The sequence below is a fragment of the Pseudoalteromonas sp. 1_2015MBL_MicDiv genome (assembly GCF_002407505.1).
In the GTDB taxonomy this organism is placed as follows: domain Bacteria; phylum Pseudomonadota; class Gammaproteobacteria; order Enterobacterales; family Alteromonadaceae; genus Pseudoalteromonas; species Pseudoalteromonas fuliginea.
Genome location: NZ_CP012737.1, coordinates 2,910,525 through 2,933,719, shown reverse-complemented (window position 1 = coordinate 2,933,719; position 23,195 = coordinate 2,910,525). Strand labels below are relative to the sequence as shown.

The 23,195-nt window shown below is 38.2% G+C and carries 17 protein-coding genes; 7 read left to right on the top strand and 10 right to left on the bottom strand.

The genetic code is table 11. From position 1 onward, the window contains the following. Genes AOR04_RS13055 through rpoS form a run of 3 tightly spaced genes read left to right on the top strand, consistent with a single transcriptional unit; the run spans position 1 to position 2,454 of the window. On the top strand, positions 1–579 hold the full coding sequence (locus AOR04_RS13055) for a YqaA family protein (RefSeq protein ID WP_096793585.1): 579 nt from the start codon (positions 1–3) through the stop codon (positions 577–579). Positions 580–619: 40 nt separating this feature from the next. Further along, positions 620–1,444 carry a peptidoglycan DD-metalloendopeptidase family protein gene (locus AOR04_RS13050; RefSeq protein ID WP_096793584.1) on the top strand — a complete coding sequence of 275 codons (825 nt, stop codon included), beginning with the start codon at positions 620–622 and terminating at the stop codon, positions 1,442–1,444. Positions 1,445–1,479: 35 nt separating this feature from the next. Beyond that, positions 1,480–2,454 (top strand): RNA polymerase sigma factor RpoS, encoded by a 975-nt coding sequence (rpoS, locus tag AOR04_RS13045; RefSeq protein ID WP_007376075.1) that lies wholly within the window; start codon positions 1,480–1,482, stop codon positions 2,452–2,454. 93 nt (positions 2,455–2,547) lie between these two features. On the opposite strand, the gene mutS is transcribed toward rpoS, so the two are convergent. Further along, positions 2,548–5,133: a DNA mismatch repair protein MutS gene (gene mutS, locus AOR04_RS13040; RefSeq protein ID WP_096793583.1), complete on the bottom strand. Its 2,586-nt coding sequence runs from the start codon at positions 5,131–5,133 to the stop codon at positions 2,548–2,550. Between the two features lie 21 nt (positions 5,134–5,154). On the opposite strand from mutS, the gene AOR04_RS13035 reads away from it, so the two are divergent. Both AOR04_RS13035 and recA read left to right on the top strand, forming a co-directional pair. Further along, on the top strand, positions 5,155–5,643 hold the full coding sequence (locus tag AOR04_RS13035) for a CinA family protein (RefSeq protein WP_007376077.1): 489 nt from the start codon (positions 5,155–5,157) through the stop codon (positions 5,641–5,643). Positions 5,644–5,711: 68 nt separating this feature from the next. Beyond that, positions 5,712–6,755 (top strand): recombinase RecA, encoded by a 1,044-nt coding sequence (gene recA / locus AOR04_RS13030; protein WP_007376078.1) that lies wholly within the window; start codon positions 5,712–5,714, stop codon positions 6,753–6,755. Between the two features lie 563 nt (positions 6,756–7,318). Here recA and AOR04_RS13025 read toward each other — a convergent pair. Together AOR04_RS13025 and AOR04_RS13020 are read right to left on the bottom strand one after the other, a co-directional pair. Beyond that, positions 7,319–9,427: a TonB-dependent siderophore receptor gene (locus tag AOR04_RS13025; RefSeq protein ID WP_096793582.1), complete on the bottom strand. Its 2,109-nt coding sequence runs from the start codon at positions 9,425–9,427 to the stop codon at positions 7,319–7,321. Positions 9,428–9,694: 267 nt separating this feature from the next. Then, the gene (locus AOR04_RS13020; protein ID WP_096793581.1) at positions 9,695–10,864 is read right to left on the bottom strand and encodes a DcaP family trimeric outer membrane transporter; all 1,170 of its coding nucleotides are present in this window, start codon (positions 10,862–10,864) and stop codon (positions 9,695–9,697) included. A gap of 443 nt (positions 10,865–11,307) precedes the next feature. On the opposite strand from AOR04_RS13020, the gene acs reads away from it, so the two are divergent. Then, complete coding sequence (gene acs, locus AOR04_RS13015; protein ID WP_096793580.1) at positions 11,308–13,248, top strand: acetate--CoA ligase; 1,941 nt, start codon at positions 11,308–11,310, stop codon at positions 13,246–13,248. Between the two features lie 104 nt (positions 13,249–13,352). Beyond that, a complete protein-coding gene (locus AOR04_RS13010) occupies positions 13,353–14,003 on the top strand; it encodes a response regulator transcription factor (RefSeq protein WP_007376082.1) in 651 nt (216 codons plus the stop codon). 100 nt (positions 14,004–14,103) lie between these two features. Here the strand turns inward: AOR04_RS13010 and purU are convergent, their stop codons facing one another. The 7 genes from purU to AOR04_RS12975 form a co-directional block, all read right to left on the bottom strand. Next, positions 14,104–14,934 (bottom strand): formyltetrahydrofolate deformylase, encoded by an 831-nt coding sequence (gene purU, locus AOR04_RS13005; RefSeq protein ID WP_007376083.1) that lies wholly within the window; start codon positions 14,932–14,934, stop codon positions 14,104–14,106. Positions 14,935–15,140: 206 nt separating this feature from the next. Continuing rightward, on the bottom strand, positions 15,141–17,027 hold the full coding sequence (locus AOR04_RS13000; RefSeq protein WP_096793579.1) for a hypothetical protein: 1,887 nt from the start codon (positions 17,025–17,027) through the stop codon (positions 15,141–15,143). 515 nt (positions 17,028–17,542) lie between these two features. Beyond that, the gene (pelG, locus tag AOR04_RS12995; protein ID WP_096793578.1) at positions 17,543–18,907 is read right to left on the bottom strand and encodes an exopolysaccharide Pel transporter PelG; all 1,365 of its coding nucleotides are present in this window, start codon (positions 18,905–18,907) and stop codon (positions 17,543–17,545) included. Continuing rightward, positions 18,895–20,412: a GT4 family glycosyltransferase PelF gene (gene pelF / locus AOR04_RS12990; protein ID WP_096793577.1), complete on the bottom strand. Its 1,518-nt coding sequence runs from the start codon at positions 20,410–20,412 to the stop codon at positions 18,895–18,897. Before pelF ends, pelG begins: the two co-directional genes overlap by 13 nt. Next, the gene (locus tag AOR04_RS12985) at positions 20,405–21,388 is read right to left on the bottom strand and encodes a hypothetical protein (RefSeq protein ID WP_007376091.1); all 984 of its coding nucleotides are present in this window, start codon (positions 21,386–21,388) and stop codon (positions 20,405–20,407) included. The genes pelF and AOR04_RS12985 overlap by 8 nt, the downstream gene beginning before the upstream one ends. After that, on the bottom strand, positions 21,381–22,682 hold the full coding sequence (locus AOR04_RS12980) for a PelD GGDEF domain-containing protein (RefSeq protein WP_008134576.1): 1,302 nt from the start codon (positions 22,680–22,682) through the stop codon (positions 21,381–21,383). Before AOR04_RS12980 ends, AOR04_RS12985 begins: the two co-directional genes overlap by 8 nt. Next, on the bottom strand, positions 22,679–23,194 hold the full coding sequence (locus tag AOR04_RS12975) for a protein PelC (RefSeq protein WP_096793576.1): 516 nt from the start codon (positions 23,192–23,194) through the stop codon (positions 22,679–22,681). The genes AOR04_RS12980 and AOR04_RS12975 overlap by 4 nt, the downstream gene beginning before the upstream one ends. Position 23,195 lies beyond the last annotated feature (1 nt).

The following is a 23,195-nucleotide window of genomic DNA, read 5'->3' as shown; positions in this document are numbered from 1 at the left end:
TTGAAGTTGTTTACTAAGTTATATGATATGGCCCTTGTATGGGCCAAGCATCGCCATGCCGAGCGTTATTTGGCTGCAATGAGCTTTGCTGAGTCTGTTTTTTTTCCAATCCCACCTGATGTTATGCTTGCGCCTATGTCGCTTGCTCAACCTAAAAAAGCATGGCGCTTTGCAAGTTTTGCCACAATCGCATCGGTTGTTGGCGGAATAATTGGGTATTTACTCGGCTTTTGGTTATTTGAACCCGTTGTTGAGCCATTAATTGCACAAATGCACTGGCAAGAAAAGTTTGATGTCGCATTAAACTGGTTTAAAGATTACGGTGTTTGGGTTGTTTTTTTAGCTGGTTTTTCACCTATACCTTATAAAGTATTTACGATTGGCGCGGGTGTTTTACAAATGGCCTTTTTGCCTTTTTTAATTGCATCTGCCATCGGGCGCGGTGCGCGATTCTTTTTAGTTTCAGCTTTAATGAAGTGGGGCGGAGCTAAGATGGAGCAAAAATTACGTCAATATATTGAAACACTTGGTTGGGGATTAGTAGTATTAATTGCAGTAGCGTACTTTTTGTTGCGTTAAGCTTTATAAAATAACTTTTTTACATAAGGAGCTAAATACAATGAATAAACAATTTATGCGTTATGTTGCTTTATTTATTAGTATTTTGCTTTTTGGCTGCTCGTCTCGTCATGTTCCAGCACCAGTCAGCAGCCTAAATAATAATGTTAACTATTTAGATCATAAAATTAACATTAGTGGTAATAAGTATAAAGTTCAAAAAGGAGATACTTTATATTCAATTGCTTTTAGTGCAGGTCAAGATTTTCGTAAATTAGCAAAAAACAATTCTATTTCATCACCTTATGTAATATATCCTGGGCAAGATATCTCTTTAATACCATTGCAGTCAGAAAATAAAAAGTCGAAAAAATATACGAATTCGAGTAAAAAGTCTAGAAAAAGCATACAAAAAAATAACAAAAAATTAAAGAAAGAGCTTGATCAGCCAAAACAACGAGAGTATGTTCAAAAACAAGCCAGTAACAAAGTTAGTAATAAAAAGTATTTGTCGAGTAGTAAGGTGAAGTGGTTTTGGCCAGCAAAAGGTAAAATTACTAAACGCTTTTCTAATAAGGAAAACGGATACAAAGGCTTACAGATTACTAATAAAAAAGGGGCTTCAGTATTAGCCGCGGCACAAGGAACGGTGGTGTACGCGGGTAACGCACTTCGAGGTTATGGTAGTTTAATCATATTGAAACATAATGATGATTACCTAAGTGCTTATGCACATAACTCGAAATTACTTGTTAAAGAAAAGCAGAAAATTAAGGCTGGACAAAAAATAGCAGAAATTGGTAATTCAGAATCTTCGGTCACCGCACTTCGCTTTGAAATTCGCTACCGAGGGCAAGCTGTCAATCCTGCTAAATACCTACCCTAATTTTAAGGTATTGATAATTGCTCGGGAGAAGGCTTATGGCTAACGCAGCAAAATTTGACAAAAACATCACGAATGATGACAAGTTCGATGATACCACCGTTGAAGAAAACACATCGTTACTTGAAAAAGTAGATGACGAAGATATATTTGCCAAAGAAGAAGTAACAAAAAACCTTGACGCCACTCAGCTTTATCTTGGTGAAATAGGTTTCTCTCCATTACTGAGTGCAGAAGAAGAAGTCTTTTTTGCACGAAAATCACTTAAAGGTTGTGACGCCTCTCGTAAACGCATGATTGAAAGCAATTTACGCTTGGTTGTTAAAATAGCTCGCCGATATAATAACCGTGGACTTGCCTTACTTGATTTAATTGAAGAGGGTAATTTAGGTTTAATCCGCGCTGTTGAAAAATTTGATCCTGAACGTGGCTTTAGATTCTCAACTTACGCGACATGGTGGATACGCCAAACAATTGAACGTGCCATTATGAATCAAACACGTACGATACGTTTGCCTATTCATGTGGTTAAAGAGCTTAATGTTTATTTACGTACCGCTCGTGAATTAACTCAAAAGTTAGATCATGAACCCACTGCTGAAGAAATTGCAGAGAGCTTAGATAGACCCGTTGAAGACGTAACAAAAATGCTACGTCTTAACGAAAAAATAGCCTCTGTTGATATGCCAATCGGCGGCGAAAATGACAGTGTATTATTAGATATTATTCCTGATGAAAAAAGTGCAGGCCCTGAAGGCCAAGTACAAACGAATGATATAAATAAACACATTGTAGATTGGTTAGGTGAGTTAAATCCTAAACAACGCGAAGTGTTAGCACGTCGATTTGGATTACTTGGCTATGAGCCATCTACACTTGAAGATGTAGGCCGAGAAATAGGCTTAACACGTGAACGTGTAAGACAAATTCAGGTAGAAGCATTACGTCGTTTAAAAGACATTTTGCAACAAGAAGGTTTAAGTACAGACAGCTTATTTAATCAGTTTTCGTAGCTAGTTAAATAGTTTAAGAGACTATTATGTGTGTTAAAAAGCCGAAGAATTTATTCTTCGGCTTTTTTATGCTTGTAAATTAGATGACATAAATTACAACAATGCTTTTAGTTTATATAACAAATCGTGTGCTTGGCGTGGCGATAAGTTATCAGGGTCGATTGCGCTTAACTGCTCTTCAACTTCTGAAGGTGTACTTTGTGCAATTTCGTTATTAAAAGTAAAGGCTTGTTGCTCTGTATTTGGTGCAGTAACGCTTTGATGATTTTCGAGTAGCTTAAGTTTTTGCTTTGCTTGTGCAATCACAGCTTTTGGCACACCCGCAAGAGCTGCTACTTGCAAGCCAAAGCTTTTACTTGCTGCGCCATCAAGTACTGTGTGCATAAAGGCGATTGTATCGTTGTGCTCTATTGCATCAAGGTGCACATTTACCAGGCCAGCTGTTTGCTCTGCAAGCTCTGTCAATTCAAAGTAATGCGTAGCAAACAATGTTTTAGCAGATATTTTTGACGCTAAATGATTCGCTGTTGCGTACGCAAGCGAGAGCCCGTCATAGGTACTTGTACCGCGCCCAATTTCATCCATTAATACCAAAGATTGCGCCGTAGCGTTATTTAAAATAGTTGCTGTTTCGGTCATTTCTACCATAAAGGTTGAGCGCCCTGATGCTAAATCATCGCTTGCACCAATACGTGTAAATATACGGTCGATATTACCAATTTTAGCGCTGTCAGCGGGTACATAACTGCCAATGTGAGCCATTAGTACAATGAGTGCTGTTTGGCGCATATAGGTTGATTTACCGCCCATGTTTGGACCGGTAATAATTAACATTTTACGCTGAGAATTTAATTCAACAGGATTAGCAATAAATGGTTCTTTCATTACTTGTTCAACAACAGGGTGACGACCTTGCTTAATGCTTATATTGTCGTTATCGCACAGTTCTGGTTTTGCATAATTGAGTGCAAATGCACGTTCGGCCAGATTATTTAATACGTCTAAATCAGCCAGTGCTGCTGCCATCATTTGTAACTGTTCAATATGTGGAGCAATAAATCTAAACAACTCCTCGTATAGCTGCTTTTCAAGCGCTAAGGCTTTTGATTGGCTACCAAGCACTTTATCTTCGTGCTCTTTAAGCTCTGGAATAATGTAGCGCTCGTTATTTTTAAGCGTTTGACGACGAATGTAGTCGGCTGGTACTAAGTGCGCGTTGGCGCGGCTTACTTCAATAAAAAAGCCATGTACGCGGTTGTAACCAATTTTAAGCGTACTAATACCCGTACGTTCTCGTTCTCGCAGTTCTAGTTGATCAAGAACATCGGTTGCACCTTTGCTTAAGTTACGCCATTCATCAAGTTCACTGTTGTAACCCGGGGCAATAACGCCACCATCGCGAATAAGAACCGGTGGGTTTTCTATCACTGCACGTTCTAACAATGCTTTTAAATCAGGGAGTTCAGGCGAGTGCTTGATAATATCTGTTATACGAGGATCATTAGCATCACCTAACAAAGTATGCAGTGGTGCAAGTGCTTGTAGTGCACTGCGCAGACGCGTTAAATCGCGTGGGCGAGCAGTACATAAAGCTAGGCGGGCAATAACACGCTCTACATCACCAATCTCTTTTAATGATTCGTGTAATTCACCGCACAGTTGTACATCTAAAATAGCGCTAATTGCATTTAAGCGAGAATTTAGCTCGTCTTTATTGCGTATAGGTGAATGGATACGGCGCTTAAGTAAACGAGAACCCATTGGCGTTGCTGTTTTATCAAGTACCTGGGCAAGTGTATTTTCAAACCCGCCCGATAGATTAACGGTAAGTTCTAAATTTTTACGTGTTGCGGCATCTAAAATAACTGCGTGCTCGTTGTGCTCAAGCGTAATTGCACGGATATGCGGCAATGCAATACGTTGTGTATCTTTTACGTATTGCATTAGGCAACCTGCAGCAACAAGTGCGCTGTGGGCTTTATCAACACCAAAGCCGACTAAATCTTTAGTACCAAACTGATCGCATAATAAGTGTTGGGCCGTATCTAAGTCGAATTCCCACTCTGGGCGACGACGAGCGCCTTTTATATGCTCAATTAAATGAAAGTTTTCAAAGCTTTCGCTATACAGAAGTTCTGCTGGTGATAGGCGCTGAATAGTTGAGCTAAAGGCTTCGTCGGTGTTTACTTCAACTATGTTGAAACGACCTGAATTAATATCAAGGTAGGCAATACCGTATAAGCCTTTTTTACTTTGCCAAACACTGGTAAGGAGGTTGTCTTGTCGTTCTTGTAAAAGCGCTTCGTCAGAAATTGTACCGGGTGTAACTATACGTACAACTTTACGATCAACGGGACCTTTACTGGTTGCAGGGTCGCCAACTTGTTCGCAAATAGCGACTGATTCGCCCATTTGGACTAGGCGTGCTAAGTAGTTTTCTACTGCATGATAAGGTACGCCCGCCATAGGGATAGGATCGCCACCGGCTTTACCGCGATGTGTTTGCGAAATATCGAGTAATTGAGCGGCGCGTTTAGCGTCATCAAAAAAGAGTTCGTAAAAATCGCCCATACGATAAAACAATAAAATATCGCGATGCTCTGATTTTATTTTTAGATACTGCTGCATCATAGGGGTTTGTTGTTTTATAGTGTGTGGTGCATAAAGATCAAACGACATGTATTTACCCAAAGGCTGAATATGGAATTACATCAAGAGATTAAAACACTTGCTGCGCAATTAGGCGCTATTTTAACGGATAAATGCTTATGGATCACTAGTGCTGAGTCATGTACTGGTGGCGGAGTGAGTTATGCCCTTACCGATACCCCTGGGAGCTCGGCTTATATTGACCGTGCATTTGTCACTTATAGCAACCAAGCAAAGCAAGACTTATTAAATGTAAGTGCAAGTACATTAGCAAAGTATGGTGCTGTAAGCGAACAAACAGTGCGAGAAATGGCAGTAGGTGCTATTAAAGCAACAAACGCTAATATTGCGATAGCTGTATCGGGCATTGCCGGGCCTGGTGGTGCAACTGAAGGTAAACCTGTTGGACTTGTGTGGTTTGGCATACAAATTAATGATAAGTTGCTTACATTTAAACAAGTATTTATTGGTGATAGAGCTCAGGTTAGGTTACAAGCTATTGTATTTGCATTAAAAAATGTAATAGATGAGATAAAATAAAAAAATTAGCTTGATACTGTGATTTCATACAGTATACTTGGTTCCATTAGCTGGATTTGGAGAACAAAATGAACGATAACAAACAAAAAGCGTTAGACGCAGCACTATCACAAATTGAACGTCAATTTGGTAAAGGCTCAATTATGAAATTGGGTGATAACAAAGCGTTAAACATTGAATCTGTATCTACAGGCTCATTAGGTATTGATATTGCCTTAGGCATAGGTGGTTTACCTATGGGACGTATTGTTGAAGTGTACGGTCCTGAATCATCTGGTAAAACAACGCTTACTTTACAAGTTATCGCAGAAGCTCAAAAAGAAGGCAAAACATGTGCCTTTATCGATGCTGAGCATGCTCTAGATCCAATTTATGCACAAAAACTTGGTGTTAACATTGACGATCTTTTTGTATCGCAACCAGATACAGGTGAGCAAGCGCTAGAGATTTGTGACATGTTAGTACGTTCAAGCGCGGTAGACGTTGTTATTATTGACTCGGTTGCTGCACTTACACCAAAAGCTGAGATTGAAGGCGACATGGGCGACTCGCACATGGGCCTACAAGCACGTTTAATGTCACAAGCATTACGTAAGCTTACTGGTAATATTAAACGCTCTAACACGTTATGTATTTTCATTAACCAAATTCGTATGAAAATTGGTGTTATGTTTGGTAACCCAGAAACAACAACGGGTGGTAATGCACTTAAGTTTTACGCATCGGTACGTATTGATATTCGTCGTATTGGTTCTGTAAAAGAAGGCGATGAAGTTGTTGGTAACGAAACTCGCGTTAAAATTGTTAAAAACAAAGTAGCGCCGCCATTTAAACAAGCTGAATTTATCATCATGTACGGTGAAGGTATTTCTAAGCAAGGCGAGTTAATTGACTTAGGTGTTAAGCACAAAATTGTTGAAAAAGCAGGTGCTTGGTATAGTTACTGTGGCAACAAAGTAGGCCAAGGTAAATCTAACTCAATTAAATTTTTGAAAGAAAATCCAGAAATTGCAGATGAGATTGAAGGTAAGTTACGCGAAATGCTTTTACTAAAAGCAACTATTGAACCAGAAGATGGTGAAGATAAGTTAGGCGACGACGCAGACCTTTAAGCTGTATCAAAATGAGTTTCTAAGCTTGATTTGACCCGAGCTTTAAAAAAGCGCTAACCAGTAATGGTTGGCGCTTTTTATTATTAAAAACTTAAAGTAGATAAGATAAAAACGACACATAGAAACGTGTTGTTTGTAATTTAACCTATAAAATCTACGGTTAAATCGCGCATGAGTAGGCACTGCATTAGTAATTACTATACTAAATGAAGAGCAGAGCGATCATACGCTATACGTTTTAATCAGATAAAAGCATTCTTTAGGGCGTGTTGATCTTTGTGGATTGAAATTTGTTCAATCTAGGGGCGGTTAAATCGCGGCGTGAGATTTGTAACCTAGTGGACTAAGTAAAAATCGAGCAACAAAGAGTTAATCGTCCCTAGAAAGAATCCAAAGGGCAGCGCATATTTGGTATTTATGCTGCGTTATCGCCTATTTATGGGGAATAACCACACTATATAGGCTCTGCCTTGCCTAAAAACCAAATATGCTGCTGCAAATTCAACCACCAAAGATAAACACGCCCTAATAGTTAAAGAATGCGACCTAATTAAAATAGAACTTTAGAAGCGATAAGTTAAGCTAACTTTTCCGCTAATAGGGGAGCCATAAAAACCAACATTGGCTAAGCTAGTAATATGTTTTTCATCTGTGATGTTATCAATGTTAGCTTGAATTGATAAGTCTTCGCTCGCATCCCATCGAGCAAATGCGTTCATAAGTAAATAAGAATTCTGCTTAACATTACTGGCTATATTTTCTGTTTTTGATTGCCATTTTCCGGCTAAACCAAACTGAAACTCAGGTAGTTGAGGCAGCGTATAATCCAATGAAAAATTAACAACATTTTCAGGCTCCCATTCGTGAGAACTATCGCCTGCGTCATCATTTATATCTAAGTATGTATATGCAAATACAGCATTTAGATCATCAGTTATATGTCCGGTTAATTCTAATTCAAAGCCTTGGGTATCTTGATCAGCTCCTTTATAGTAAGTAAATCCAGATGCGTTTAGCCCTGCATAAGTTGCAATATTATCTTGTTTGGCACTAAATACTGCAAAGGTTGCAAGTAGTTGATCATCAAACCATTGAGTTTTCACTCCAACTTCGTAATTAACACCTTTGCTTGGATCTAAAAAGTTACCATCGTAATCGTACTGCTCTTGTGGCTGATAAATATCGGAATAGCTCACATATACATTAACATCATCATTAATTGCATACGTTGTTGCAAGGTAAGGGCTTATCTCACTTTCATCATTATCTATATCAACGCCTTGGCTAAAGCCTGTACGCTCATAATCGATAGCGTTAAAGCCCGCAATAACAAATAAGTCACTTGTTAGGTTTAATTTAGTAGAACCAAAAAAACGCTTCAAAGTAACATCAATATCAGCATACTTGGTTTGTTCACCCCAAATAGGTTCAGCTATCGCATCTAATGCGTATGGAAAAGCAGGCGCCAAGCCATAAGCTTCAGTTGTTGCTGCATCGTAAGAGTTGGTAAAAGAGTAAGATGTGCTTTGCGAAATACTTCCACCAAGCATTAACTCATGTTCTTGACCAAACAAGCTGTACTCACCCTTAGCTGTTATATCAAATAAATCAGCTGAGAATTCTGTATCATATCGTCCTGGAAGACTGACTAAACCTAAATTAGTTTCACTATCAAACATTCCATAAGGGTCATAAAGATAAAGTAATTTGCTTTGATCTTCTGAGTCTTGGTAATTATAAGTTGTTTTAATTTCCCAGTTATTATCAAATACATAAGTATATTCAATAAAAGCAGTGGTATTAAGAGTGTCCCATTTAGTCCATTCTTGAGTTGGGCTCGCACTTACGTCCCACTCTGCTTGTGTACCATCGGCATATGAAAGCGGTAATCCTCCCCACATTGTTCCATCTGTATTTGCATCTTGATGTGAAGCACCAAATGAAAGTGTCGAATTACCAGTAAGTTGCCCATCAACTACAGCAGAGAAGTAAGTACGATCATTTTCTAAACCATCAAGGTATGAATCTGATCCTTCTACAACACCAATAACACGTGCAGCCCAGCTACCAGAATCTGTTAACAAAAATGAATAATCAGCTTGTAAGCGCTTTAAACCATAAGTACCTACAGAAATACCTACTTCACCTTCATTTTCATTTGTTGGGCGCTTTCGAACATAGTTAATAGTGCCCGCAGCATTACCTACACCTGTTAATTGCCCATTAGCACCACGAATAACTTCTATTTTCTCATAACCATAGCTTTCCATAGCACCAGTAACAAGACCCCAATTATTAGGTAGACCAACACCATCAACTTGAGTACTTTTAATATCAAAACCGCGAGAAGTATATCGTGTGCGGTTAGTTTCACCTTGTTCAACAGTAATACCCGTGGCCATTTTCAATGCATCATTAATACTATTTGCTGCAAAGTTTTGAAGTTGCTCTGCGCCAATTACACTAATCGATTGTGGTGTTTCGTTAAGCTCCATTGTTAAACCGGTAGCACCTTTGCTAACGCGATCTTGGCGTACACCTACTATTAATATTTCTTCCATTTTTTCATTATTATTTTCAACTGTATTCTTAGTTGATGTTTCTTGCGCTTGAGCTGAAAAACCCATGGCTAAAACTAAAGAAGAAAGTGCAAAAGTGCGATTGAGTTTCATGTTTTCCCTTAATTAATATTCAATATTATTTGAATTTATATAAATAATTAGGGCATTCTACTAGTTAGAATTAAAAAACTCAAACAAAAACCATTATCATTTACAGGCGCGTTAACATTTTTTTAGGGTAAATTACTTAGTCTGTAAATAATATTATGATTAGGATAAACGATACAGCTTATAAAAATATGCTTTGTTTTTTAACTTAAATTGAATTATTAAAAAAGCGGCCAAGGCCGCTTAAGGAAGTAATTAGATTTTTAGCTATTAAAAAGAGTATTTAACAGAAAATTGTAAACGGTCTAAATCACCATCAACGCCGCTTTCAGTTTCTCGCTCAGCATGCTTTAGTTCAGCGCCAAATGTTAAGCGTTTAACGGGGGAGTATAAGATATTTGCGCTGTAGCTTTGGCTTGATTCTGTAGGATCACCAGAGATAGCGAGTAAATCGGTATTGTTATCAGCAGAGAAGAAAGAGTATAAGAACGTTGAACGCCACTGACTGTTCCATTTATGCTGGTAAGCTACAAAACCTGATGTAGAATCAATAGCATCAAGATCATCACCATCAAGAACAGCGCCATGTGCTACGTTTAAGCCTACATAACGGCCTAAACCTTGCCCTTGGGTAAGCATAAATTTAAGGTTGTCTTCACCTAACTTAACCATACCTGATGCGCTAATGCCAAATGATGTTTCATCAGCGTCAATTTCACCGACTTTATAAGTAAGTTGACGTGCTAGTGCTGCAACAACGATGTTACCCCAATCAGCTTTGTGAGTATAACGTGCTGTAAAATCAGGTAGTGATGCATCATCAGTGGCAACACGTGTGCCGCCCGCTGTCGTAATTGTACTTTCTGGATTTTCTAATGAAAAAGACCATGCGCCAGTTGTGTATTTAATTTGAGATTGACGAACAAACACAGTGCCTTCAGCTGGGCCTACAAAGTCGAGTGTTTCTGCAAGAGCACCTACGTTTTGAAAGTTTGACCAAGTTTGACCAAATAACCAACCGTCATAAGTGATGAATGCATGTCTAATGCGTGGTGCGTATGAATTTGAAACGCGCTCGTTTCCACCGGCTGCAGACGCTAAAAAGTCAATTTCAATTTTAGTTTTTACCGTTTTACCGTTATCTAATAACGTGGCTGTACCAAAATTAAAACGAGATTGACGTGCGTGCATATCAAAAACTGCATCAGAGCTATTATCATCGCCAACTGTAAGTGTACTTGGTACGTAAAAATCACGACCAACACTTGTGCCTGCTGGTGCACCGGCTGAATAATCACTCCACATAGAGTCAAGTTTAATGTATCCGCCGTAAGTAAATTCGGTATCACCAACCTTTGCAACAGTTGCTGCGTATGTTGCGCTTGAAAGCGAGCAAAGAACAGCACTTGCTGCGAGTGTTTTTAATGGAGTAAATTTCATTTTGGTGTCCTTTATAGGCTACTTGTTTATTACTTTTTATTCATTTATTTTGTATTACTTGCTAAAGGTATTACTTACGAATAAAAAGTGCTTTTTTGCGTGACTTGTCATTACTAATACACATTCTATTTTTATTTGTTAAATAATAGATTAGTTAAGTTTTAGCAAAATTATTTTATTATTGTACGGCAACACTGTTAAATATGTACGAGATATACTCAATTACCTATTGGTCTATAAGACTAAGGTTTAAGGTATAAGTAGTTTGCATTTACTTACATTTAACATCTTGTATTATTTATGTAAAATAATTAAACCAAGCCAATTATAAACTACAACTGAAGAATTTAAAGGTGTGTACAACTAAGGTCTAATACTTAATAAAGCACTGCTGAGTAATCCTTGATAAGAGCCCAAGGCAAGTAATTTAAATGGAGACTAAGATGTCACAAAGTATCTATCCAGTTCCTGCGCACATTAAAGACGCAACACTCATTGATAAAAATAAATATAATACGCTTTATAAGCAATCTATTGACGATCCAGAAAGTTTTTGGGATGAGCACGGCAAACGCCTCGATTGGTCTACTCCTTACACTAAAGTTAAAAACACCTCATTTGATAAAGGCCATATCAGCATTAAATGGTATGAAGATGGCTACCTTAACGCTTCTTATAACTGTATTGACCGCCACTTAAAGACAAAAGCCGATAAAGTGGCGCTGATTTGGGAAGGTGATGATCCTTCTCAAAGTGAGCACATTACTTATCAAAAACTTCATGATGAAGTGGCTAAATTTGCCAATGGCTTAAAAAAGTTAGGTGTTAAAAAAGGTGACCGTGTAGCTATTTATATGCCAATGACGCCTCAGGCCATTTACGCAATGCAAGCTTGTGCACGAATTGGTGCTATTCACTCTGTTGTATTTGGTGGCTTTTCACCATCAGCGATTGCCGACCGTATTAGGGATTCGGGCGCTAAAGTCGTTATTACTTCTGATGAAGGTCGACGTGCAGGTAATTGCGTACCATTAAAAGCAAACGTTGATGAAGCGGTAGCGCAAGATTCTGTAACCACAATTGAACATGTTATTGTGCACCAATTAACCGGTGGTGAAGTTGATTGGAATAAGCACGATATATGGTGGCACGAGCTAGTTGCTGACTTACCAGCACAGTGTGAGCCAGAACCAATGAATGCTGAAGATCCTTTGTTTATATTGTATACATCAGGTTCTACTGGTCAGCCTAAAGGTGTTGTGCATACCACCGGTGGTTACTTAGTTTACTCATCAATGACACATGAATACGTATTTGATTTAAAAGAAGATGATGTGTATTGGTGTAGTGCCGATGTAGGTTGGATCACAGGCCACAGTTACATAGCGTACGGGCCATTAGTAAACGGTTGTACTCAAGTTGTATTTGAAGGTGTACCTACCTATCCAACAGCTGGGCGTATGGGCGAAGTAGTTGATAAACACGGTGTGACTATTTTATATACCGCTCCTACAGCAATTAGAGCACTAATGGCCAAAGGTGATGAGCCAACAGCTTCGTCAAATCGCGATAGTTTACGTATTTTAGGTTCAGTAGGTGAGCCAATTAATCCAGAAGCGTGGACATGGTATTACGAGAGTATTGGTAAATCTAATTGCCCGATTGTTGATACATGGTGGCAAACAGAAACCGGTGGCATAATGATCACACCACTTCCAGGCGCTACTGATACAAAACCAGGTTCTGCAACACATCCATTTTTTGGTATTGCGCCTGCATTATTTGATGCCGAAGGTAGTACACTCGAAGGTGCTGTAGATGGTAATTTAGTTATTTTAGATAGCTGGCCATCGCAAGCGCGAACTGTTTATGGCGACCATGAACGTTTTGAACAAACTTATTTTAGCGCCTACCCAGGAGTATACTTTACAGGCGATGGTTGTCGTCGTGATGAGGATGGTTATTACTGGATCACAGGTCGTGTGGACGATGTATTAAACGTATCGGGTCATCGCTTAGGGACTGCCGAAATTGAAAGTGCACTTGTATCGCATGAAGCTGTAGCTGAAGCAGCTGTAGTGGGTTACCCGCATGATATTAAAGGCCAAGGTATTTATGTATATATTACGCCTAACGAAGGTGTAGCGGTAAGCGATGAGTTAACCAAAGAGGTACGTAACTGGGTTCGTAAAGAGCTAAGCCCAATAGCATCTCCAGATATGATTCAGTGGTCACCTGGATTGCCAAAAACACGATCAGGTAAGATTATGCGTCGTATTTTACGTAAAATCGCTGCAAATGAGCACCAACAACTCGGTGATACGTCAACGCTTGCGGATCCTTCAGTTGTCGATGAACTAATCGAGAACAGATTAAATCGTTAAATGTGCGTTAAAAACTTGATTACAAGTTGATTCTAAACGTAGTATATCGGCTGTCAGTAAGGGTTTTAAACCTAACTGGCAGCCGAATTTATTAGGAGTGAACCATGAGTCAGTTTTTAATAGCGGACGACCATCCGTTATTTCGTGAAGCACTAAAAGGCGCACTGAGCGCAAAATTTGAAGGTTTAGCCGTTTTTGAATCATCCGATTTTGACAGCACATTGCAAGTGTTAAGCGAGCAAGAGGATCTTGATATATTACTGCTAGACCTTCACATGCCAGGTAATGGTGATTTATATGGCCTTATTCGTATTCGAGAAGAATACCCAAGTTTACCTATAGCCGTTGTTTCGGGTAGTGAAGACGTGAATATCGTTTCAAAAGTAATGGGTTACGGCGCTATGGGTTTTATTCCTAAATCGTCATCGTCTGATGATATTGCCAGTGCAATTAACCAAATACTTGAAGGCGATACATGGCTACCAAAAGAGTTAAAAAACAAAGTAGCTGAAATTGAAGGTGAAGATAGAGAAATAGCAGCGCAAGTTGCCTCATTAACGCCTCAACAATACCGAGTGCTGCAATATCTGCACGAAGGTTTACTTAATAAGCAAATTGCTTATGAACTACACATATCAGAAGCGACAGTAAAAGCACACATTACAGCCATATTTAGAAAACTTGGTGTGTACAATCGTACCCAAGCCGTTTTAATTGCCGCTAAATTAAAGCTCGAACCAATAGAGCAGGCATAATTTACATTTAAAAAGTTATTAGCTTATTTATGAGCAAAAAAATGCCAGCAACAATGCTGGCATTTTTTATATGTAGAATAATTAAGCAGTTGGAATAATGCTAAGAAAACACCACGGTTTTATTACCATTAATAAATAGCTTATGTTCTGAGGCAAGTTGAAGTGCTTTACAAAAGACAGTCTTTTCAACATCTTTGCCCATTTTAGCCATCATTTCAGCGGTATTCGCATGTGTAACGCTGGTTACATCTTGCAAAATAATAGGACCTTCATCAAGCTCATTATTAACAAAGTGAGCGGTAGCACCAATAATTTTTACGCCACGCTCAAATGCTTGATGATAAGGTTTAGCACCTATAAATGCTGGCAAAAATGAGTGATGAATATTAATTATTTTACCTTCAAATCGACCCACAAATTCAGGACTTAAAATACGCATGTATTTGGCAAGGCCAATAATGTCAGGGTTGTAGCTGGCAATTAAATCGCCTACCTTTTCATCATGCTCGCTACGGGTTAACCCTTCGTGCGATACAACATGAAATGGCACACCAAACCCTTTAGCTAGCGGCTCTAAATCAGCATAGTTAGCAATTACAGCGAGTACTTCAATATTAAGAGTTTGTTCAAATTGCTTTAACAGCATACCACCTAAACAATGAGCTTCTTTAGTTGCCAATAAAACTACTTTAGTTTTTGCGCCGCAATGTAGCGCAAGTTTAGCCCCATCTGGCAACAATGCGCGTAGTTGATCTAAAAAGTCGCTTTGTGGCTCGCCTGTAAGCTCTGTACGCATAAAAAATCGCTGCGCGTCTTTATCTACAAATTCGTTGTTACGCGTAATGTTTAAATTATTTTTATGGCAAAGCCCTGTGATTTTAGCTATTAAGCCTACATCATCAGCACATTGGGTGGTTAGTATATAGCTCATTGTCCTCATTCTTACCCTGTAATTAATCCTTTCATTATTTGTGTTTTGGCACATAAAGCAAGGGCTTTGTGAACTAATCCAATATTAATCATGTTGTTGAGTGCAAAAGAGGTAATAAAGTTAAAAAGTATTGAATAGAGGGTAAAAAAAATGCCACCTAAGTTACCAAGGTGGCATTAATAAAAATTATCTAGGTTTCAGGTTAATTAACTCTTGGGCTCGGGAGATAAGTTTTTTTCTTGTCTTAAATACCCGGCAGCTTCTTCATCATCTTTCGCTATCGCTTGCTGAGTAGGTATAGCGCGCGTTTGTTGGTTTAGTTGATGTATTTGTGACGCATTACCTAAATCGCGCTCACTGGTGATTGAGGCGATAGATTCGCGGTCTTTTAAGAACGCAATAACGTCTTTTTTGATTGCTTGCAATTGTCCTTCGTCTTTATGCATTTCCATAATGTGGCGAGGATGTTCAAGGTTTTTCATACCTGTTGCAGCAAACGTAGTAGAAATAACACGAGAAACAATAATCCAAGGCGTTATGCTACTGCGTACTAAAGTATTTTCTGAGCGGGTGCTATCGTGAATACCAGTACCTGTTGATATTTTAGACTCAGTAAAAGTACCTTCGCATTTAAAGTACACAAGCAGTGATTCAAATTGCATTTCGGCAAAAAACAGATGAGCCGTATTTGTTAGCAATTGTGCAAATGCTTTAATAAGTATACCTATTAGCAATAAGTGAAAGCTTGTCATTAATAGTTCACTAAATTGAATAACATGTTGGTTATTAAATGCTTGTTTAAAGCTATTGATATTTGCCGCATCAATGTAATGGTAAATATTAATAAACGAATACGCTAAAAACACAGTAAATGCTAACGCTACAATATAAAGTAAGTTACCGCTCACCAAAGCAAGTAATCTCGCGAGTGTAAAGTTTTTACCTAAGTCCATTGAGTGCAGTTTAGGCTGAATCTCTTGGATCATTTCACCTTTAAAACCGCCTTTACCTTCTATTTGTTCTTGAAGCTTAGGGTCTAATTCTCTGTAAACTCTGTTAGGTACTTCTTTATAGCGACGATTAGCCATTACTAGGTTATCGAGGTTTATGAAAATCTCGTCTGGATGAACAGACTCTTGCCAGTTTTCACGTAGTTCAGATACTTCAGCTGAAGGGGTAACTGAATTTAAACGCGCTTTGATCATGATAAAAGCAAGCGCACAACTTAGAGTCGCTAATATAATAATTGCAATTAAGTACATTCCAGCGTGAAGACTAGGTAGTTGCTCAAGCCAGTTATCTATTTCTTGTTTACTAATGCGCTGCTCTTTCATCAACCATGACATAGAAAGACCAATAGCGATGGGTAAAATAAAAGATAACGAAATAATTTTTGCAAGCGCACCAGTTCCAAGTGATTCAATATTCTTTTCTGCATTTCGAGAGATAGGTTTACCTGTAGAACGCCACGAAAAAAGCACGTAAAACATTAATATTGCACTATAAACCGGAAATGCTAATTCCCCAGCTTCACCGGTAAAGCCCGACAAAGACACAAATGCAACAAGGCCATAAGCAATAAGGGCGACAAAGGTGCTTACCCATGAGCCAAATAATCGCTGGGCAACATTACGAATAGGATATGGTAGAAACAATAACTTAGGGATTAAGCTGTGAAGTAAGCGTGATAAAAAACCATTAGGCTCTTTAAATGTACTGTTTTTACGACCAACCAGCATTTCTTCAAGTGATTGCGCTGTATAGGCTACTTCTTTTTGTTCTTCTTGAGCGGTTGATGCTTGCGATTTGCTGTAATTATAAGCAAGTGAAGTTGGGTGGTTTCTACCTACAAAGTATTTAAGTGTTGCATAAATACCTGCCGATAGTGAGCGAATGCCGAATGCTAAAATAAGCATGCCAAACACCATTAAAATCCAACCTGCGGTTGTATCTTCTTTCACAGAGCCTGCAGCAATAACAAGTAAACTAATACCAGCTATAGACTCAATGAGTCCTCTTAATGCTGTTACTTTACCTTCCAGTTTGAAGGGGTTTTTTAGTCCAAGATCAATCGATCCATAATCAAAAGCCATTGAATTCTCCTTTTAAACAGCATGCCCAATTAAAGGGATATAAGCGTAATTAAAATAATTAATACAGGTAAAGTATTTTTATCTTTGCTCTATTTTTGATTATATATCAATAAAGTCGTTCAGTTTAATGTTATTTTAAAGCGTAATATTCTATGATTTGAAATATACTTTTATACAGATTAAGTTAATTTGGTTTAAGAAGTGGTTTTGTAGGGGTAAATGATTTTTTGTCAAAAATTGGCCTGTTGTAAATTGGTGTTGGATATATATCTATTTTGGCTCAGGTGAGCTATGGATAGCACTTTTGAATTTTTACTTAAACACGAAGGCTGCACCGTGCAGCCTTCGTGTTTATACCAATTTTACTAAAAACATGAGCCCTTTATTGAATTAAATAACTTACTATTTTCGTTGGGAGTTCTTTACATAATAACCAGCATCATAATTTTAGCTCGTTATTAAGCTATTTCTTTATCGCCATAATAGATTGCTAATTTAATGCAATTGTTGTCGTATTACTGCAGCATGAAAGTTTCGTATTCTAAGTTTTCAAATTGTCTAGACAACCAAAATAAACCAATAACGGAGCTAATTATGGTCGCTAAAGCAAAACCATAACCGTAAAATTGTGGCCCAAATGCAATTGATAAGTAAGTTAAAACAATATTAGTGAATAAAAATAGACCCGCCAGTATCATTACCGTAATACGTTTATCTAAATAGAATAAAATATTAAGAATTGATAGAAAGATAACTTGTACACCAACGCCTACAACATCTATAAATAAGAGGGTTTTATAGTTTGGATCAATACCAATAAAAGTTAGTATTTGTTCTCCCCATAATAATAAGCAAGCGACAGTAATTCCTTGAATTTTAAATATGTCGTAAAGACCACTGCGCGCAGTGCGGATCATATTATCTTTCAAATGATAAATTTCTTGTAACGTTGAGCCATCGCGAATTGCAGAGTAAAAACGGTCATATTCTTCAACAAAGTCAGTTTCCATCCTTACTAAAAATACGGCCATACCTGGAATAATAGATAAATAGGCCAAAAATATAGGTAAGTCATAAATTGGGCTGGCTCTGAGAGTTCCAATAATTTGGATTGATGTACTTGGTGAATACCAAAAAATGATTTTATCGGCCCATACAGCGATGTTATAAAACAGGCCGCATAAAAATAGGCTGTAATACACTTTTTTATTGCTTAAAAAGTCAAAGCTTATAAGTTTTTCACCTGGGTAGCGGCGAATAATCATAAATAGAAAACTGAAAAATAATAAGGCTTCACCAGCAAAAAAGGCAAAAAACAACCCGTCTAACTGCCAGTCCCTAAGCAAGTATGCCAGTAATACCATGAAAGCATAGCCGCTCAGCATCGTGACTAAAATAAGCCTGTATTCTTTCATACCTGATAAAAATATTGCGCCAAGCCATTGATTACATAAGCTAATAAAGGCACCTAAAATAATCACTTTAGTCATAATAGGTAAAGGTAAAAATGGCCAAACAGCAAGACCGACCAATAGGGCACCAATTGTAGTAATTAGTTGTGCGCCAAGTAGGTTTGGTAGCACTAATCCATCATCTTTTGTAAAAAATAAATCGGCAATAAAACGGGTTAGCATCAATTGCAGGCCACCCGTTAAAATAAGCGATGCGGCCATCATATAGGTTACAAGCGTTAAGAACTGAATGATCAACACTTTCGGTAGCACAATACCTAAACTTAAAATGCCAATCAGCATAAGCGCAATAATTGACAGTAGCCACGGGCCAGAACCAATTAATCCAGCGTAACTATAAGCTTCAAATACTGAAAGTAGGGTGTTTTTTTTGAGAATTTTTCGTATCTCAAAACCTATTCCGGCCATGACATTGCATCCTTATAAAGTGTGTCGTATTGCGCAAACATATGGCTTTCGTCATAAAACGTTTTTACGCGCTTAAGACCACTCGATTGATACTCATGCCACTTTTCGTTGTTATTTAAGATATTTGATATTTGCTTTGCTGTTTCGCTAGGAGAGGCTATTGATACCACTTCTCCGGCTTTGCCAAGTACTTTGTCTTCGTCAGTTGCGCCTTCAATAATCTCCCGGCAAGAACCAACATCACTTGCAAGGACTGGAACGCCAGCTGCCATCGCTTCTAGTAGTACTAAAGGTTGTGCTTCAGAAATAGAGGTTAGTGCAACGATACCTAATTTAGGCAGTATTTCAGCTATATTTTGCATACCTAAAAACGTAACGTTATTTTCTAAATCTAAACTGCTGACAAGTAATTGACATTCTTTATAATATTGAGGGTCTTCTTCGTATGGGCCAATAATCCAGCCTTCAATTGTAGGTATACTAGACTGAACCTCTTTGATTGCACGGATAAAAGTTTTAATATCTTTTATAGGCACTACACGACCAATTAAGCCTACCGTGAGTGGAATCGTTTTTGGACGCTGTGCAAGTGCTTCAATAAAACGCGATGTTTTAATACCATTTGGCACTACGCGTGTTTTTTCTGGTGCGGCGCCATCTTTTATTTGTCGTTGTCTATTACCATCATACAAAGAAATTATTTTATCGGCTTCTTGATAAGATGTTCTGCCGATCTGCTCAAAGAAACTAATCCACATTCTGCGAATAAAGCCCATTTCGGTATTTAAATTTTTACCTAATACCTGCTCTGACTCTTTGATCCAGCTGGCTTGAATAAGGTCTATTTTACGCTCTTTGGTATAAATACCATGTTCGGTTAGTAAATACGCAGTGTTGCTAATTGCGCTTGCACCAGAACCTAGGAATCCCGCATAGCCTGTTGATATTGAATGTATAAGTTTAACATTAGGTAATTCGCGAGCTATCTCTGCTATTTTAAACAGCGGTTTGTATAAGTTACGATACGACCAAAAGAAATCGATAAATGATGATTCATCACAGTAGGTTAAATAATATTTTGCGAGAACTTGCCATGAGGATTCACTATACAAAAAGTCGGCTTCGTTTATGCCGTCTTTTTGGGCAAGCTTTTTAAAAGCAAACTTTAGTAACTCGCTAGGGATCGGTTCTTTAGAGTCACGGAAATAGTTTTGCAGTTGTTGCCAAAATTCGAACAACTCTTTTTTATACTTTATGCCATGTTTTGCTTTTATTTCAGAAGCGTTGTTTTCAACTAAATAATGAACATGTAATTTGGTTACATTTTTAGGTAATGTATATTGAATTTCACCATAATGCTCAGGTGCACCGCCCAAAAAAACCAGCTCAAAGTTATAGTGTGGTAAGCCTTCAATAATTTGATGGACCCAGCTCGATACGCCGCCTCGGACATAGGGGTAAGTGCCTTCTAAAAGCAGTAATACATCAGCGTTTGGTTTAGGCATTCCAATACTCCTGTAAATGGCGTAACTCGCTACCCTTTGGTTGCTCTGGTAGTTCTTTTAAATAACGTTTACAGTCATCGAATTTATTCATACAAAAAGCAACTTCAGCTTTATAGGGCAAAACATGACGACGTGCCATACCAAGGTCTGTGGCTTGTGCTAAATGACTAAGTGCAAGTTCATATTTACCAAGAGCTAAACAAAGCCGGCCCAAAAATACAAAGGTTGCAGGCTTTTTCACATATTCGATGCTTTGCAAGGAAAGTGTTTCTGCTTTTTTTAACACGTATTCTCGCAATGCACCTTGTGCCAATCCTAAGTAACTAAGTTCCCAATATATTTCAGCTAATTGTTGTTGCAAGTTACTCAGTTTTGGTTGCTGAGTCGTTAACAATATCTCTTGCTGATATAGGCCTATTTTTTCGTTTAACTTAGTTTCTTTAGCATCGAGAGTGGAGTAAGCAAGCAGACGAATATCATCTTCTAAGTCTTTAAGGGCGAGTTTTAAAATAGGAATTGCCTGCGTATCACTCATGTGACGTGCAGCCATTACTGCACTAAGACGTTTGTTTGGCTCACTTGCATACTTGAGGATCGCTTTCAATCCACCCATCGAATAGGTTGGATTAGCTGAAATACTACGAACTTCAAAAGGGAGACCTGGGATTTTGTGTTCTTGTATTTCAATATCATTATTTTTAAGCGGTTTACACAAAGCAAACGTGAGTGCGAACATAACGCCTAAAATACCAAATAGAGGAAGCGTAAACAGTAGTGAAAATAACAGTAATAGGGCACCAAATAATGTACTTTTGTATTTAGCTGGGATGACAATATAGCTTACAAAAGTAAAAAGCATACTTGCTATAGCATGTAATAAAATAGCGATAAGCCAATTGGGTGTATCAAGTGTTTCTATTAAAGCAAAATATTCACATATAAATCCCACTATTACAGCAATGACAATTCTAATCATGAAGTGTTACCAGTGGCTTAATCGCATCTTTACTAATTGGCAAAGCAATTTGTTGTTCAATAACGATATCTAATTCAGCTAAATTTTTACCTGTACGTTCTTTACTCCACCCATTTATACGCGTTATAAAACCGTCTTTTTCTAATTCATCAGTAAGTGGCATAAGTATTAACAGAGTTTGCTTCTCATCATCATATAAGTAAATATCTAAGCCTCGACGGGCTTCCGTTAAATACTCCATAAGTCGACGGGATTCGTTGGTAATATTTAATGTTTTAACTTTTAATAAATGTGCAGGAATTTTGTAACGTTTAGCTTCTTTGTTAGCTCGTTTTACTTGGCGAACAAAGTACGGAGATTCTTCGCTAGTCATTATCGGGTTGGTTATTTCATGTCGAAGTAAGTCTCCAACGTGTCCGGCCATTACGGCAAGTAAAGTAAGCGTGTTTTCTTTGAGCGCAAAAAACTGTACTTTTTCGACTAAAATAGCGCCATAAATGGTATCGTTTACATCAATAAGTGGAATTGCGATATGGTATTTACTGCTGCCTAAATAAACTTTAGAGCTTTTAACCGACACCAGTTCTTTTTCTTCAAACATAGCAAGGATTAGTGGGTCAGATGTTATTGGCGAAGTCATTTTACCAATAACAGCAAGAGGGGGCTCCACTATATTATTGTTTTCCACTTTATATAGCCCGGCTTTTTCTAATGCTCCATACTCTACAAATAAATTGATAATCACTTGCGCTGCACTATCTAAACGTCTTTCTTTAAGTTGGCCTATAGATGCTCTTACAGCTTGCAATGACTCCCTTAAACTCAATGTATGCCCAGCTAACATTTGTTCTATTCGATCGTGTGAAGAGCTAATTAAATGATATTGACGAGTGAATTTTTCAAGCCGATCAGACACATACTCTAGTTGAATAGTCTGTTGTTGATTAGTACGCTCCCAAACATCCCTAAATTCACCCGCGATCATAATTACAATAGTATAGCCAATCATGGCGTTGATATTGAATTCGCTTTGAGGTGCCAAAATATCGCTTTGCAACAACAGTAATTGGCCTACGAGTAAAGTTAAAATGCTGATAAAACCTTTAGAGAACCCATAACGCAAAGCAACCAGTAAAGGCCCTAATACAGGCCAAGAAAACCCTCCTTGCGTCCAAAAAGGATCCTCGGCATTAAACAGAACAGGCAGGCCTAAAGCCAATGTGGTAAATATAATTACCTCAGCCCATGTCTGTAGCTCAGGGACTTCTCTTGGGCGAAAGAAATGTGTTTTCACTCACTAACCTCTATATAAGAAATTAAGTCGGCAATTACATCTTGTGCCGTTGCTGCAATGCTATCGCGTCCCCAACCACTTTTTGCAATTGTTCCTGTCCATATCGGCGTGGTTTGGCCGTTCGCAGTTAACGATAAAGTAAGAGCAACAACGGGTTCGCCATCAAGACCAGCTTTGTAGCGCCACTCTTCAATGCTACCGGTGAGTAGATAATCCGCTTGTTGAGTGCTTAGCCATTGCATGGCGTTATCTAAACGATATTGATCGTCAAGTGGTGGTAGCTCCTTATTGCTATTTCTGGGTGCGCGAAGAAGCGTTGGTAATTTATTTTGTTGCCAAATACTTGTTAAAATGTCTTCAGCACGCTCACCAGCGAGAGGTGTTTGAGCATGATTTACTAGCGGTAATAAGGCAACTGTTGTTGATGGGTTTATTTCTACATCATCAGTAACTCTACTCGTTGTACAGGCTGATAGTAATAAAACTAGACATGGTATAACTAAGCGAAACATA